The 13,124-nt window shown below is 54.9% G+C and carries 16 protein-coding genes and 1 pseudogene; 12 read left to right on the forward strand and 5 right to left on the reverse strand.

Annotation, left to right across the window (positions count from 1 at the left end; translation table 11 throughout):
* Positions 1-179: 179 nt before the first annotated feature.
* The 3 genes from B9Z45_RS09750 to B9Z45_RS09760 all read right to left on the reverse strand — a co-directional run bounded on the left by B9Z45_RS09750 (position 180) and on the right by B9Z45_RS09760 (position 3,117).
* The gene (locus B9Z45_RS09750) at positions 180-617 is read right to left on the reverse strand and encodes a CPBP family intramembrane glutamic endopeptidase (RefSeq protein ID WP_108407033.1); all 438 of its coding nucleotides are present in this window, start codon (positions 615-617) and stop codon (positions 180-182) included.
* 117 nt (positions 618-734) lie between these two features.
* A complete protein-coding gene (locus B9Z45_RS09755) occupies positions 735-2,843 on the reverse strand; it encodes a beta-ketoacyl synthase N-terminal-like domain-containing protein (protein WP_158270398.1) in 2,109 nt (702 codons plus the stop codon).
* Between the two features lie 4 nt (positions 2,844-2,847).
* The gene (locus B9Z45_RS09760) at positions 2,848-3,117 is read right to left on the reverse strand and encodes a hypothetical protein (RefSeq protein ID WP_146180907.1); all 270 of its coding nucleotides are present in this window, start codon (positions 3,115-3,117) and stop codon (positions 2,848-2,850) included.
* A gap of 140 nt (positions 3,118-3,257) precedes the next feature.
* Here B9Z45_RS09760 and B9Z45_RS09765 point away from each other — a divergent pair, with 140 nt between their 5' ends.
* Positions 3,258-3,545, forward strand: a complete 288-nt coding sequence (locus tag B9Z45_RS09765; RefSeq protein ID WP_108407036.1) for a helix-turn-helix domain-containing protein — start codon at positions 3,258-3,260, stop codon at positions 3,543-3,545.
* Between the two features lie 29 nt (positions 3,546-3,574).
* A pseudogene (locus tag B9Z45_RS09770) lies at positions 3,575-3,756 on the forward strand (keto-deoxy-phosphogluconate aldolase); the annotation flags it as partial.
* On the opposite strand, the gene gloA reads toward B9Z45_RS09770, so the two are convergent.
* Both gloA and B9Z45_RS09780 read right to left on the reverse strand, forming a co-directional pair.
* A complete protein-coding gene (gloA, locus tag B9Z45_RS09775; protein ID WP_108407037.1) occupies positions 3,741-4,151 on the reverse strand; it encodes a lactoylglutathione lyase in 411 nt (136 codons plus the stop codon). The pseudogene B9Z45_RS09770 and the gene gloA sit on opposite strands and share 16 nt — an antisense overlap.
* Positions 4,152-4,217: 66 nt before the next feature.
* Positions 4,218-5,012: an SDR family NAD(P)-dependent oxidoreductase gene (locus B9Z45_RS09780; RefSeq protein WP_108407038.1), complete on the reverse strand. Its 795-nt coding sequence runs from the start codon at positions 5,010-5,012 to the stop codon at positions 4,218-4,220.
* A gap of 202 nt (positions 5,013-5,214) precedes the next feature.
* Between B9Z45_RS09780 and B9Z45_RS09785 the strand changes: the two genes are divergently transcribed.
* The 10 genes from B9Z45_RS09785 to B9Z45_RS09830 all read left to right on the forward strand — a co-directional run bounded on the left by B9Z45_RS09785 (position 5,215) and on the right by B9Z45_RS09830 (position 13,123).
* Positions 5,215-5,592: a VOC family protein gene (locus B9Z45_RS09785; protein ID WP_108407039.1), complete on the forward strand. Its 378-nt coding sequence runs from the start codon at positions 5,215-5,217 to the stop codon at positions 5,590-5,592.
* Positions 5,589-6,467 carry a PA4780 family RIO1-like protein kinase gene (locus B9Z45_RS09790; RefSeq protein ID WP_108407040.1) on the forward strand — a complete coding sequence of 293 codons (879 nt, stop codon included), beginning with the start codon at positions 5,589-5,591 and terminating at the stop codon, positions 6,465-6,467. The genes B9Z45_RS09785 and B9Z45_RS09790 overlap by 4 nt, the downstream gene beginning before the upstream one ends.
* 16 nt (positions 6,468-6,483) lie before the next feature.
* Complete coding sequence (locus B9Z45_RS09795) at positions 6,484-7,236, forward strand: tRNA-uridine aminocarboxypropyltransferase (protein ID WP_233252156.1); 753 nt, start codon at positions 6,484-6,486, stop codon at positions 7,234-7,236.
* A 30-nt stretch (positions 7,237-7,266) separates the two neighbouring features.
* Positions 7,267-8,145 (forward strand): pirin family protein, encoded by an 879-nt coding sequence (locus B9Z45_RS09800; RefSeq protein WP_108407042.1) that lies wholly within the window; start codon positions 7,267-7,269, stop codon positions 8,143-8,145.
* Positions 8,146-8,502: 357 nt separating this feature from the next.
* Entirely contained in the window at positions 8,503-9,729 is a 1,227-nt protein-coding gene (locus B9Z45_RS09805) for a S9 family peptidase (RefSeq protein WP_108407043.1), read from the forward strand.
* A gap of 7 nt (positions 9,730-9,736) precedes the next feature.
* Complete coding sequence (locus B9Z45_RS09810; protein WP_108407044.1) at positions 9,737-10,381, forward strand: cysteine hydrolase family protein; 645 nt, start codon at positions 9,737-9,739, stop codon at positions 10,379-10,381.
* Complete coding sequence (locus tag B9Z45_RS09815) at positions 10,378-11,067, forward strand: HpcH/HpaI aldolase/citrate lyase family protein (protein ID WP_108407045.1); 690 nt, start codon at positions 10,378-10,380, stop codon at positions 11,065-11,067. The genes B9Z45_RS09810 and B9Z45_RS09815 overlap by 4 nt, the downstream gene beginning before the upstream one ends.
* The gene (locus tag B9Z45_RS09820; protein ID WP_108407046.1) at positions 11,061-11,531 is read left to right on the forward strand and encodes an OsmC family protein; all 471 of its coding nucleotides are present in this window, start codon (positions 11,061-11,063) and stop codon (positions 11,529-11,531) included. The genes B9Z45_RS09815 and B9Z45_RS09820 overlap by 7 nt, the downstream gene beginning before the upstream one ends.
* Positions 11,532-11,543: 12 nt before the next feature.
* Positions 11,544-12,428, forward strand: coding sequence for a polysaccharide deacetylase family protein (locus B9Z45_RS09825; RefSeq protein WP_108407047.1), 885 nt, complete (start codon positions 11,544-11,546; stop codon positions 12,426-12,428).
* Positions 12,428-13,123 carry a fumarylacetoacetate hydrolase family protein gene (locus B9Z45_RS09830; RefSeq protein ID WP_108407048.1) on the forward strand — a complete coding sequence of 232 codons (696 nt, stop codon included), beginning with the start codon at positions 12,428-12,430 and terminating at the stop codon, positions 13,121-13,123. The genes B9Z45_RS09825 and B9Z45_RS09830 overlap by 1 nt, the downstream gene beginning before the upstream one ends.
* The last annotated feature ends 1 nt before the right edge of the window (position 13,124 follow it).

Raw genomic sequence — 13,124 nt, forward strand, 5'->3', positions numbered from 1 at the left:
GCTGGTACGAAATCGTCCAAATGACGCATCGTGAAAAGGCTCTCGGTGAAGGTGTCAGCGCCGCGCATCATGTGTCCGTGTAGTTGCTCAACAATTAACGTTTCTCAGGGGCTCGGCGTGGACCTAAACATGGGAGTATTTCAGCAGCCTGCTAAACATGGGAGTATTTCAGCAGCCTGTTAGGTGCCCAATTTAATGGCAATTATAATAAATAAATTAATAAGAAAATGTATATAGATATTCTGGTATATGGCTATTTTTATTCCATATTCATATTTTGTTTTTAAGTAAATTAAGGATAGGCCTGTGAAAATTAGGGTGGTAGGCAATATTTTTTGTGCGTCATTGAATCCGTGTACTAAGCCAAATACAATGCCAATTGCAATTGATGTGATTACATTGTTAGATTTTTTATTTAATAAATTTATTGCAAAACTTAGGACAAATGTTTCAATTGGTGGTGCGATCAAGAGCGCGCTAAATATTTGTATTTTGCCAATTTCCAAATCATATTTAATTGGATTTATTAGGTGCTGTATTTCATTTGCCGAAAAGCCTGCCGCCAATAAATAAATAGCTGCCAGAGTTGATGGGCGAAATAAATTTGAGTATTTCATTTTTGAGTATTTTGATGGACCAAAAATTCAGTTAATTTGCCGATACGGTTCTTGTATAATTTGTCATAAAAATTTAATTTAGTTTGAAAATTACTGCTGAAAATTATTAATTTATTTCTAATTATTAATCGATACCAAATCCAAGCATCGCGACTTAAATTTACTTGCAACTTTTTCTTGAAAAAACATGCAAGACTGTTTTTCTTCATTCGAAAAATAAAACCCATCCACTTCAGGTATCATGATTCCAGCTTTGCATTTTTCAATACCTTCGAGCAGAAAATCATGGCGCTCATTCTTTTCGTATGTGCTCAACTGGGAAAGGTGATCTTTGAGCAAATGCTGACCGTAGGCCACGTGCCGGGCCTCATCGGCCATCACGTAATTGCCGATGGTCGAAATCAGCGGGTGTTTGCTGAAATCTCTGAGTTGTTGCAATGAAACCAAGGCCATGCCCTCGATCAAAACCTGGGTGGTCAGCACCACAAAATCCCAACGGCTGTCGCGCAGGCCCTCTTCAATCAGCGCCTTGAGCCCAGCATCTGCGGGATAACGAATTTGGATCTTTTCCCGAATCAGGCGTTCAAAGACTTCGATGTGGCGGGCTTCGTCGGCCACTTGTTGTGCGGCCATCTGTTTGCCCATGACATCGGGCAAGACTTGCACCAAGCGTGCTGCGGCGAGCAGGGCAGCTTGCTCACCATGCAAAAACTGGTTGACCATGTAGGCTTGGTACTGGTGACGTACGTTTGCACGTTCTTTGCTAGATGCTTTGGCCCAGGCCTCTGTGCCAGACAATGGCATCAATCTATCGTCGTAGCCAAAAGGGTTTTCTGGGTCCAGGTCTTGTTGCCAGTTGATGCGCTCTGCGGCATCCCACTGCGCATGCTTGCTTTTGGCGTATAGGTTTTGTACGGAAGATGCCTGTGCTTCATAGGACCAATCGAAAACCAATTCGTCGTGCATCGGCAAACGCCAAACATTTTCATTACTTGCGTTCATGCTCACTCCCACCTCCGCGCAATCAGCACGGCATTGTTGCCACCAAAGGCAAATGAATTGGACATGGCGCATCGAAGGGCTGGTGCCAGTCGCGCGGTGTGGGGAATAAAGTCCATGCAAACACCCGCGTCTGCGTGTGTGAAATGGGTGGTGGGGGGGCAGCACTTGTCTGCGCAGGGCAGCGATGGTGACCGCCCATTCCAATGCGCCACTTGCACCCATTGCATGCCCATGGGCAGATTTGGTGGCACTGACGGGAATGCCTCCAGCACCAGAGCCAAAGACCTGCTCGATAGATTGCACCTCTGCCATGTCCCCTGCATGGGTGGCTGTGCCGTGGGCGTTGATGTAACCGATGTCGTGCGGGGCAAGTTTGGCCGACTTTAGGGCCGATTGCATGGCTCGGGCTTGGCCTTGGGAGTCAGGTTTGGTGATGTGGGCCGCATCGTTGCTCACGCCATAGCCGAGCATTTCAGCCAGGATGGTGGCTCCGCGGGCTTGGGCATGTTCCAAGTCTTCCAAAACAAAGGCAGCTGCACCTTCGGCCATGGCAAAACCACAGCGGTCTGCGCTGAAGGGACGGCACCCTGTGCCAGGTGCATCTTGCGGGTCAGTGCAGAGCACGCGCATGGCCATCCAACTGTTCATGACGCCGGGCAACAACGGCGCTTCTGCGCCTCCGGCCAAGGCCATGGGCCAATGCCCATATTGAACGCGACAAAAAGCTTCTCCAATGGCTACGGCGGCCGATGAACAAGCTGTGGAGTAGGTCTGACACTCGCCCCCAATGCCAAAACGCATGGCCACCTGTGCCGCAGCGGCGTGGATCATGGCGGCAGGAACGGTCAGCAGCTTTTTTTGTTCACCGCCTGCATCAAAAAATTTGGCATAAGCGTGTTCTGTTGATTCGCAACCACCGCCACCTGTGCCCCAAAAAACACCCATTTGCAGACGGTCCAGCGCAGGCTCTGCGGCTTGGGCTTGCTGCATGGCTTGCTCTGCCGCCACGATGGCCAATTGACTGACTCGATCAAGCCCCAACAACTGCATCTTGCTGAAGTGGGCACCGGCATCAAAGTCAACATAACCTACGGGCACAGGAAGTGCGTGCGTGGGGTGCGGGCGTATGCCACTGTGCCCTGCAATTAAGTTGTCAAAGCACGACTGCGCTGTCGTGCCTAGGGCGGAAAGCGATCCCATGCCGGTAATGACCACTCTATGCATGTTGTCAACCTGCGGCGGATTCAGAAGACTTGTCTGGTTTCGCGATTTGCTTCTTGGCCTGACGCTGCAGATAAAGCACATGCTCACGTATCAACGCATCTGCCATTTCGCTTACGTTGGTTGGCATTTTGGCTGTACGGTCTAAGCCATCGAACTCCATTTCGAATTCCTTTTCGAGTAAGAGCTGCAATTCCAACAGCGACAAAGAGTCGAAATCTTTGTGCAATTCTGTGAACAGGGTGTCTTGCAAAGCCAAGACAGGATCAATGTCCATGTGCTCCTGAAGCAATGAGGCTATTTGATTTCTGACGTTGTCTTTTATGAGTTCCATAGTACTTATATATTTTGGTTTGTTGCAATTATGTAGCATATATGCCGGTGCACATACTCGGTGTTTACCCGAGAGTTGCTGCCATGACGGCAGCCCGCGATCCCTTACTGATCAACGCATTTGCTGCGGCGATCAAGTCGCGGCGGGCTACTATGGGCTGGTCACAAGAGGAGTTGGCTTGGCGTGCTGGGGTTGATCGCACATTCATTGCGAGGTTGGAGTCCTGTCGCAATCAACCGTCTTTGTCGGTTGTTTTTGCTTTGGCTGAAGCCTTGAAAGTGTCTTCGGCTACGCTGATGTCTGACACGCAATGCCGTTTTGAAATAGAGCAGGCTTCACGCGCTGACAGCAAGCACTCCGCCGCTGAGTGAGGTCAGGTGTTATCAGTTTTTTAAGATTTGATGTGAAGTTTTGCCCTACCGGGGGTGTGACGCCAAGCAATGCGGCTGATTTTTCAGCCTGTCCAACGTGGCCTGCGTGGGCGGCTCGTGGCTGGTGCCCGCCGATGCACTGGCCCAGGGCGACTGGGCGCGCATCGAAGCGCTGGCACGCGAGGCCTGCCAAATTCAGCGCAAGCCCTGACCAGCAGCGTACTCGGGCCGCTGAATCAACTCGACCTTGTAGCCATCGGGGTCGGTCACGAATGCGATCACGGTGGTGCCGCCTTTGACAGGGCCTGCCTCGCGCGTGACTTTGCCGCCTGAAGCCTTGATTTTTTCGCACGCCGCATAAGCGTCGGGCACGCCCAGCGCAATGTGGCCGTAGGCGGTGCCCATCTCGTAGCTTTCTATGCCCCAGTTGAAGGTCAGCTCCAGCTCGGCATGCTCGGGGTTGTTGCCATAGCCCACAAAGGCCAGCGAGTATTTGTACTCGGGGTTTTCAGAAGTACGCAACAGTTTCATGCCCATGACCTGGGTGTAAAAATCGATCGAACGTTGCAGGTTGCCAACGCGCAGCATGGTGTGAAGAAGTCTCATGTTCGGGTTCCGTTTCAGTTCAATGTTTCGTGTCAATCATTTTTAAGGGCGATGCGTGGCTTGCACTCACACCGGGACGGTGTAATTGAGCGCCATGCGCCCGCCATCGACGGTGACGATCTCGCCCGTGATGTAGCTGGCCGCATCACTGGCCAGAAAAGCCACCACCTTGGCCACTTCGTCGGGCTCGCCCAGGCGTTTCATGGGGGTGCGCATCATGATCTTCTTTTCAGCCGCTTCGCTGGTCAGCACCGCCTTGCGGGCCAGTTCGGTGGCGATGGTGCCGGGTGCGACCGCGTTCACACGGATGCCGAAGTCGGCCAATGCCAGGGACATGGCCCGGGTGAGCTGGTTGATGCCCCCCTTGCTCACGTTGTAGCTGGCGATGTTGGGAATGGCCATCACCGCGTTGACCGAACTCATGTTCACGATTGAACCGCCCCCGGTGCTTTTCATGGCGCGGGCTGCGGCCTGGCCCATCAAAAATGAGCCTTTGATGTTGACCCTGATCACTGCGTCGAAGTCTTCCTCGGTCACATCCAGAAAATCGGCGGCCTTGAAGATGCCCGCATTGTTGACCAGCACATCAATGCGCCCAAAGGCTTGCAGCGCATGGGCCACCAGGGCATCGACATCGGCTTTCAGCGACACATCGCAGGCCATGAAGTCGGCACTTTGGCCTTGGGCGCGCAATTCGGCAGCCACGGCGCTGCCACGCTCGCTGTTCACATCGGCCAGCACCACATGGGCTTGCTCGGCGGCAAAACGCCTGGCACAGGCCTCGCCAATGCCGTTGGCGGCCCCGGTGACGATGACCACCCGGCCCTGCAGGCCGAAAGAAAGGGTGTTGGAAATGGACATGGTGAAAAGCCTTCTGGACAAGTCGGGTTTGAATTCTCATGCCGATGCTGCCACAAGGCCGATGTGCACGCAGTCACCAGCTGTCCCTTGGGTAACCCATGAGACCCTCAGAAGGGTGGGCCGACCACGTCCCGGCCGTTGTCCATCTAGTAACATGGACCCGATTCGATTCGCCCGATGTCGGGTTTCAAAGGAGAACGCAATGTTCAGTCATGTGATGCTGGGTGTGAGTGACCTGGAAGTTTCCAAAAAGTTTTACGACGCCTTGCTGGGTGCGCTGGACCTTGGCCCCGGCGTGGCCAACAAAAACCGGTATTTCTACCGCAGCCCAACGGGCACCTTTGCCATCACCACGCCCATCAACGGCGAGCCTGCGACCCACGGCAACGGCAGCACGATTGGTTTTTCGGTCAAGTCTGCTGAGCAGGGCAATGCTTTCCATGCAGCGGGTGTTGCCAACGGGGGTACGACCTGCGAGGACGCGCCTGGCTTTCGTGAAACCCCTGCTGGCAAGATTTACCTGGCCTATTTGCGCGATCCGGATGGCAACAAACTCTGTGCCTTGCACCGCCCTGGATGAAGGCGCCACCCAGATTGCAAGCCCTCATTGAAGAGGGCCTGATCGACACCGTGGTGCGCCAACTCATGAGTGGCAAAGAGGCGATGGTGTTTGTGGTCCGCTGCGGAGAAGAAACCCGTTGCGCCAAGATCTACAAGGAAGCCACGCACCGCAGCTTTCGGCAAGCGGTGGACTACACCGAAAACCGCAAGGTCAAGAACTCGCGTTCGGCCCGGGCTATGGCCAAGGGCAGCAAGTTTGGGCGGCAAGAGCAAGAGGCCGCCTGGCAAAGCGCCGAGGTGGATGCCTTGTACCGCCTGGCCGCTGCAGGCGTGCGAGTGCCCCGGCCGTACAACTTTTTTGACGGTGTGCTGCTCATGGAGTTGGTGACCGACATGCATGGCGACGCAGCTCCGCGCCTGAACGATGTGGCCTTCACGCCCGAGCAAGCCTTGCAGCACCACGCCACCCTGATTGCCGAGGTGGTGCGCATGTTGTGCGCGGGTGTGGTGCACGGGGATTTGTCGGAGTTCAACATCCTGCTGGCACACATTCCGGGTGAAGAGGGTGCCCCTGGTGTGGACGAACCCGTCATCATTGACCTGCCACAAGCTGTGGATGCCGCAGGCAACAACCATGCGCAGCGCATGCTGATGAGGGATGTGGGCAACCTGCGTGATTTTTTTGGGCAGTTTGCGCCCACCCTTTTGAAAACCGAATACGGACCAGAAATCTGGAGCCTTTACCAAAGCGGTTTGCTGGGCAACGAGACCCCACTCACGGGTCGCTTTGACCGCACCCATGCCGATGTGGACATGCACGCCGTGCTGCGCGAAATCGACGATGCGCGGGCCGAAGATGCTGCCCGCAGATTGCGCATGTCCACAGCGGCTTGAGGCGGTGTCACAACCCGTGCCCCGGCCCGTTGCCACTTTGGCGCTAGAGCCGCACGCCGTTTCACGTTTGCGCAGCGCCAGACTCGCCCGCAGCGCCAAACCCTTTCTGGCGCGCGGAGGCATCAAAGGCGAGCGCTGCGCCGGCTGCCGCTTGGTGCCCAGCCATTGCATGTGCGGTGCGCGCAGCGTGTTGCCCACACGGGCTGGTGTGTGTTTGTTGATGGCTGACATTGAACCGCTCAAGCCCAGCAACACCGGCTGGCTGATTGCCGACGTGGTGCCAGACACCTTTGCTTTTGGCTGGGCTCGCACTGAGGTGGACCCGGCATTGCTGGCGCTGCTGACCGATCCGCAATGGCAACCTTACGTGGTTTTTCCAGGTGAATTTGTGTTGCCAGAAAGGGTCGTGCACGAGATTCAAGCCACGCCAACAGGCCAGCGACCGCTGTTCATATTGCTCGATGCCACTTGGCCCGAAGCCCGCAAGATGTTTCGCAAAAGCCCGTACCTGAACACCTTGCCGGTGCTCAGTCTGAATCCTCAGCAGGTGTCGCTCTACCAACTGCGCCGATCACGGCGCGGTGACCACTTTTGCACCAGTGAAGTCGCCTCGCTGTGCTTCGAACTGGCTGGCGAATCCCATGTCGCCGAAACCTTGCAGGCTTACCTGGAGGTCTACACCCACCACTACTTGCAAGCCAAGCACCAGTTGCCACCGGATTGGCAAGGGCAGGCGCATGAGCGCTTGCGGGGTTTGATGGAGGTGTAAGCTTTACCCCAAATTTCAAAGGAGAATTCCTTGTCCAGCCTTGCCACCCCCCACCCTGTTGCCGTCTCCCGGACCATCGAACGCCTGGTCACCGGCCAGGCCACATCGGACGGCGCGGGCGTCAAGCTCAGCCGCATTCTCACGCAAGACCTGCAGCACCGGCTGGACCCGTTTTTGATGCTGGATGCCTTTGGCAGCGACCAGCCCGACGACTACATCGCCGGTTTTCCGGACCACCCGCACAGGGGCTTTGAAACCGTGACTTACATGATCGCCGGGCGAATGCTGCACCGTGACAGCGCAGGCAATGAAGGCCTGCTGCAAAACGGGGGGGTGCAATGGATGACGGCTGGCAAGGGCGTGATCCATTCTGAAATCCCGCAGCAAGATGAGGGCGTGATGGAGGGCTTTCAGCTCTGGCTGAATTTGCACAGCTCGGAGAAGATGAACACCCCCTGGTACCGCGATTTTCAAAATGAGCAATTGCCGCAATTCAAGACACCAGAAGGCGTTGCCGTGACGGTGATTGCCGGTTCGAGCCATGGGGTACAGGGTGCGGTGACCCGCGAAATAACCCAGCCGATTTACCTCGATGTGCACATGCCCATGGGCTCACGCTTTGAGCAAGCGCTGCCTGCTGGGCACAACGCTTTTGTTTATGTTTACCGAGGCCAAGTCAGCATCGCAGGACAGGCCGTGCCTGCGCAACGCATGGCGATTTTGGTCAACGCATCCCAGGCCGATGGTGTAGTGATTGAAGCCAGTGCCGATGCCCAGTTGATTTTGGTGGCGGGCCAACCGCTCAAAGAGCCCATCGTGCAATACGGCCCGTTTGTCATGAACACCAAGGAAGAGATCTACCAGGCCTTGTCGGATTTTCGCGATGGACGTTTGGGCGAGGTGGCCTGATTGCATCTGCGAACAGGTGCGCAGTCGGATTCAAAGTGGGCTTGTCGGCATTGAAAGCCAACGCAGCCTCCAAGTCACAACGGATGGATTTTTCAAGAGGCGGTAGCCCTGAAGCAGGCCGTGGTTGCCCTCGACCGGTTGTCTGATCCTTGGCCATGACCAGGCACTTTTTTGCAGGTTCAGTGAGAGCAAAAATGCCTTTGCAGTGACAGCAGCAGGGCGCCTGAATTGATTACTTTAATTCGCCGGGTAATTACTTGCAAAAAAATATGGACAGATTTTTTGGAACGCGTATCATCATTCAAGTCACTTGAAAATGGTGAATGTGTCTGGAATTAATCAGCTGGAGCTTTCCGAATGGCAGAAGACAACCTGATCGAAAAAATCACCGAAAACCGCCTGCCTCATTACGAGCCCTACGGTTGGCACCATTGGCCTGACCATCCTTGGCTTGCCTATCAGTTTCGCCGTGGATTGGGTGAGACCCAAGAAGGTGGCGGCTCGGTCAGCGAAGCATTTCAGGCTGCAAGCCGCATGATTCCAGGCGACCTGGAGAGTTGGCACAAAGAATGGATGCATGTTGGCAATCGCAACTGGGACAGGGGTTGTGAAGAAGAGGGTGTTGGGCACATCAAAACCGCCATGAATTGCTACTTGCGTGCAGCCAACAACTACCGTCAAGCCGAGTTTTTCCTCAAGCCCGAAGACCCCCGCCGCTTGGCAACCTTCGAGAAAATGGAAGCTTGCAGCAAGAAATTCATTTCCCACCTGAACCCTGCTGGCGAAGCAGTCGAAATTCCCTATGAAAACGGCGTCAACATTTGCGCCTACTTTGTGCGTGCGCCGTTCCCTGAAAAGCGCCAGCCTGTCCTGATTTGCATGGGTGGCCTTGATTCGATCAAAGACGAAATGTGGTTCATGCAGGCCCATGGCGCGCTTCAGCGTGGCATCTCGGTCTTGATGATTGATGGCCCAGGACAGGGAGGCACGTTGCGCCGTCACAAAGTGGTCAACAGGGTGGACACCGAAGTGCCTATTGGCAAGTGCATTGACTGGCTGGAAAAGCGTGACGATGTGGATGCCAAACGCATCGCGCTGGCAGGCTCAAGCTTGGGCGGTTATTACGCAGCCCGCGCTGGTTGCTACGAGCCCCGATTGGCGGCCTGCATCGCGCACGGCGCTATCTGGGCAATCACCGACCTGTGGGGCAATGCCTCGGAAGACCACGGTCTGGCCGAGCACATCAAGTGGGTGTTCGGCAAGCCGACCATGAAGGAATCGATGGAAAAAGCCAGAGAATTCACGCTGGACGGGCACCTCGAAAACATGAAATGCCCATTTTTGGTGATGCACGGTGGCCATGACGTGCTGACCGTGTCCCAAGCCCAAAAAGTTTACGACTATGGCAAAGCCAAAGGTGTGGATGTCACGCTAAGACTGTTGTCCGAGGAAGAGACCGGTGCCGAGCACTGTCAGCATGACAACCCGACCATTGGCCAGGAAATCCTGGCAGATTGGCTGGCTGACCGATTCGGTATCAACCAGAAAAAGCTGTTGAGTACTTCGCACAACCCTTTGATTTGAGGTGGTCATGAACTTCGGTGTGGACAAAGTCAAGGCAGCGGTCATCGCGATCGATTTGCATCGGGGGCACATGGACCTTTCTGTGGCCACCATGCCCGTCAAGACGCAAGCCCAAGCCGATCGGGTACTGGGCAACGCCTCGCGTCTTTTTGGCTGGTGTCGGGCGCAAGATTGGCCTGTCATCCACTTGGTGACCACGTACCGCGACGTGCCAGAAATCCGTTCCAACCCGTTCTGGAGAACGCGTGCCGACGACCCCAACGCCACACGGAAAAATGTCGAACGTCACAACATTCAGGGCTCACCCGGTTGTACGGTGATGCCCCAGGTGATCGATCCCGCGAAGGATTGGATCGTCAACACCAAAAAGCGTTATGACTGTTTCATTGGCACCGACCTTGACTTTACGTTGAGGGCGCATGGCATCAACACCTTGATCATCACGGGCGTCAACACCAACAGCTGTGTGTTGTCGACGGTGTCGGCCGCCTGCTCAAGAGATTACGCCGTGATTGTGCCCAGCGATTGTGTGGACACCATGGACGACCCTGCTTTGCACGATGCAGCCTTGCTGTGCATCCGAACAGCCTTGGGGTTTGTGATGACCAGCTCTGAAGTCATGTCCTTGTCGGACTTGAAAAAGGCACCATGACAGCCCGTTCAAATGCCAAAAACAAAATCCAGGCAAACGAGCCTGTGTTGGCCATCAACACCTTCGCCGGTGGCTTCGATGTGGCCGATTTGGTGTCCCGATTGGGCATTGATATTTTGTTCATCGATTGTGAACGCGCCGGTATTGGCATTGAATCGGTAGGGCCCATGGCCCGTGCCGCCCAGCGCTACGGCGCTGCCGCGGTGGTGCGAAGCAAAACCCGTAACGTGGAAGATTGGGTGAGCTACCTGGATCGTGGCATCGATGGCCTGGTTATCCCAAGGGTGGAGACTGCCCAAGAGGCCCAGTCAATCTTGGAGACAGTGCGCTACGCCTGTGGCGCCAGGGCCAAAGACATCATCATCATTCCTCAGATTGAATCTGAGGCGGGTATGAAAAACATCGACCAAATTTTGGCCGTCAAAGGCTTTGATGTGTTCCTCATAGGTCCTAACGATTTGTCCCACAGCATGGGATTTGGCGGCGACATCACCGTGCCCCAGGTTCAACAAGCACTCGATGAAATCGCCGAAAAAATAGTGGCCCAAGGTGAGCGCTTCGGTTTGCCCGTGACGCTGGCCAATGTCAAGGCTTGGCAAAAGAAGGGGGCTATTTTCAACTTTCACAGTTTGGAGTCCCTCATCAGACCCAGCCTTGATCTTCTCAAAAAGGAAATAGCGTGTTGAATGTGAAAGAGCACAAATTGATCAAGGTGGCGCTTGAAGGTTACGCGCCTACCGCCAGCCTGACCGAGGTTCGCGTGCGAGGGCATTCCTTTGTGATCGATGAGCCGCCTTACCGGCACGGCACCGATGTGGGACCGACCCCTTTGGAGACCCTGCTGGGTGCTTTGATCGGGTGCACCAACGTGATTGCACGGCGCATCGCGATGGAAATGAAGATCGATTTGAAGATCGACAAAATTGATGTGCTTGGCCATTTGGATCACCGCGGCATTGATCGGGTCGCCGATGTGCCGGTGCCTTTTCCCACCATCGAGTTGATGGTCAAGGCCACCACTTCAGGCACCGAACAAGACATGGCCAGATTGCGTGAAGACTTGAACGCCCGATGCCCAATGTCCGTGATATTGAAGCAAGCCGGCAGTCAGATTGTTGAGAGCTGGGAAATTAACTACGTCCAGAAATAAAGGAGTGACTGCATGACCATGATTCCTAGAGAGCGGGTGCCCTACAGCGCCATTGTTGACCGTCCTGTTATGAAGTTGCCCAACGGCGGCAAGATCATTGTCTGGACCATTGTCAATCTGGAGGTTTGGGACATCAGCAAGCCCATGGCCCGTCAGGTGATTCCGGCGCCGACCGGGGCCGTTTTGTTGCCTGATGTCGCCAATTGGAGTTGGCACGAATACGGCATGCGGGTGGGTTTTTGGCGCTTCCATGAGATGTACGAAAAACTCGGCATCAAACCCACCTTGTCCATCAATGCGCGTGTTTGTGAAGATTACCCCCGGGTAGCCCAGGCCTGTCTGGATTCGGGCTGGGAGTTCATGGGTCACAGCTACCAGCAAGGTCCGATTCACCTTGAGCCAGACCAGCCTGCCATGATCAAACGCTCACTGGATGTGATTGAAAAATTCACTGGTAAGCGGCCTGTGGGCTGGCTTGGCCCAGGCTTGACGCAGACCAATGAAACCCCAGACCACCTTGCAGCAGCGGGTATCAAATACATTGGTGACTGGGTTTACGACGAAGAACCGACCGAGATCAAAACCGAGCATGGGCCTTTGGTCACTATTCCCTACACGGTTGAAAACAACGACATTCCCATGATGGCCGTTCAGCACCATGAGGCGTCTTACTGGACGCAAAAGTGCATCGATACCTTTGATCGCTTGTACCAGGAAGGCTCGGACCGCCCTCGCGTGATGGCCATTGCCATTCACCCCTACATTTCAGGGCAGCCATTTCGCATCAAGTACCTTGAGGACGTTTGCAAGCACATGGCCAAACACACGGGTGTGATGCACTGGAACGGTGAGCAAATTCTGGATTGGTACCAAGAAGCCAGAAAGACGGCCAAATAATGACTTACGTCATCCAAGCGCCTGCTGTGGTGGCCGTTCCGGTGGCCGGAACCGACGCGACCTTTCCTGTCAGAAGGATTTATTGCGTCGGTCGTAATTACCTCGAGCACATTCGGGAAATGAAGGAGTCGGATGAGCGCGACCCGCCTTTCTTCTTTCAAAAACCCAGGGATTCGCTGGTACTGAGTGGCCAGTCACTGCCCTATCCACCTGCGACCGATGACTTCCAGTTTGAAGTCGAGTTGGTGGTGGCCATCGGCAAAGCAGGGCGTGCGGTCAGCAAGGAGCAAGCGCTGGACCATATTTTTGGTTATGCGGTGGGCTTTGACATGACCCGGCGAGATCGTCAGCGCGAGTCCGGCAAAAAGGGCTTGCCTTGGGAGATCGGCAAGAGTTTCGATGCATCTGCGCCGTGTGGCGATCTGCACCCCGTGTCCGAGGTCGGGCACATTCACCAAGGGCGCATCTTTGTCTCGGTCAATGGACAAGCCAAGCAGGACTCCGTGATTGAAAAGATGATCTGGACCGTGCCCGAGATCGTCAGCAACCTCTCCCACTTGTACGACCTGGGTGAGGGCGATCTGATCTATACCGGCACACCCGCTGGCGTTGCACCGGTTTTTCCGGGCGACCGCTTGCTGGGCCGTGTGGATGGCTTGAGCGATCTTGAAATCACCATCGGTGACAGGAGGTAAC

The sequence above is a fragment of the Limnohabitans sp. 2KL-17 genome, from assembly GCF_003063415.1.
Lineage (GTDB): Bacteria > Pseudomonadota > Gammaproteobacteria > Burkholderiales > Burkholderiaceae_C > Limnohabitans_A.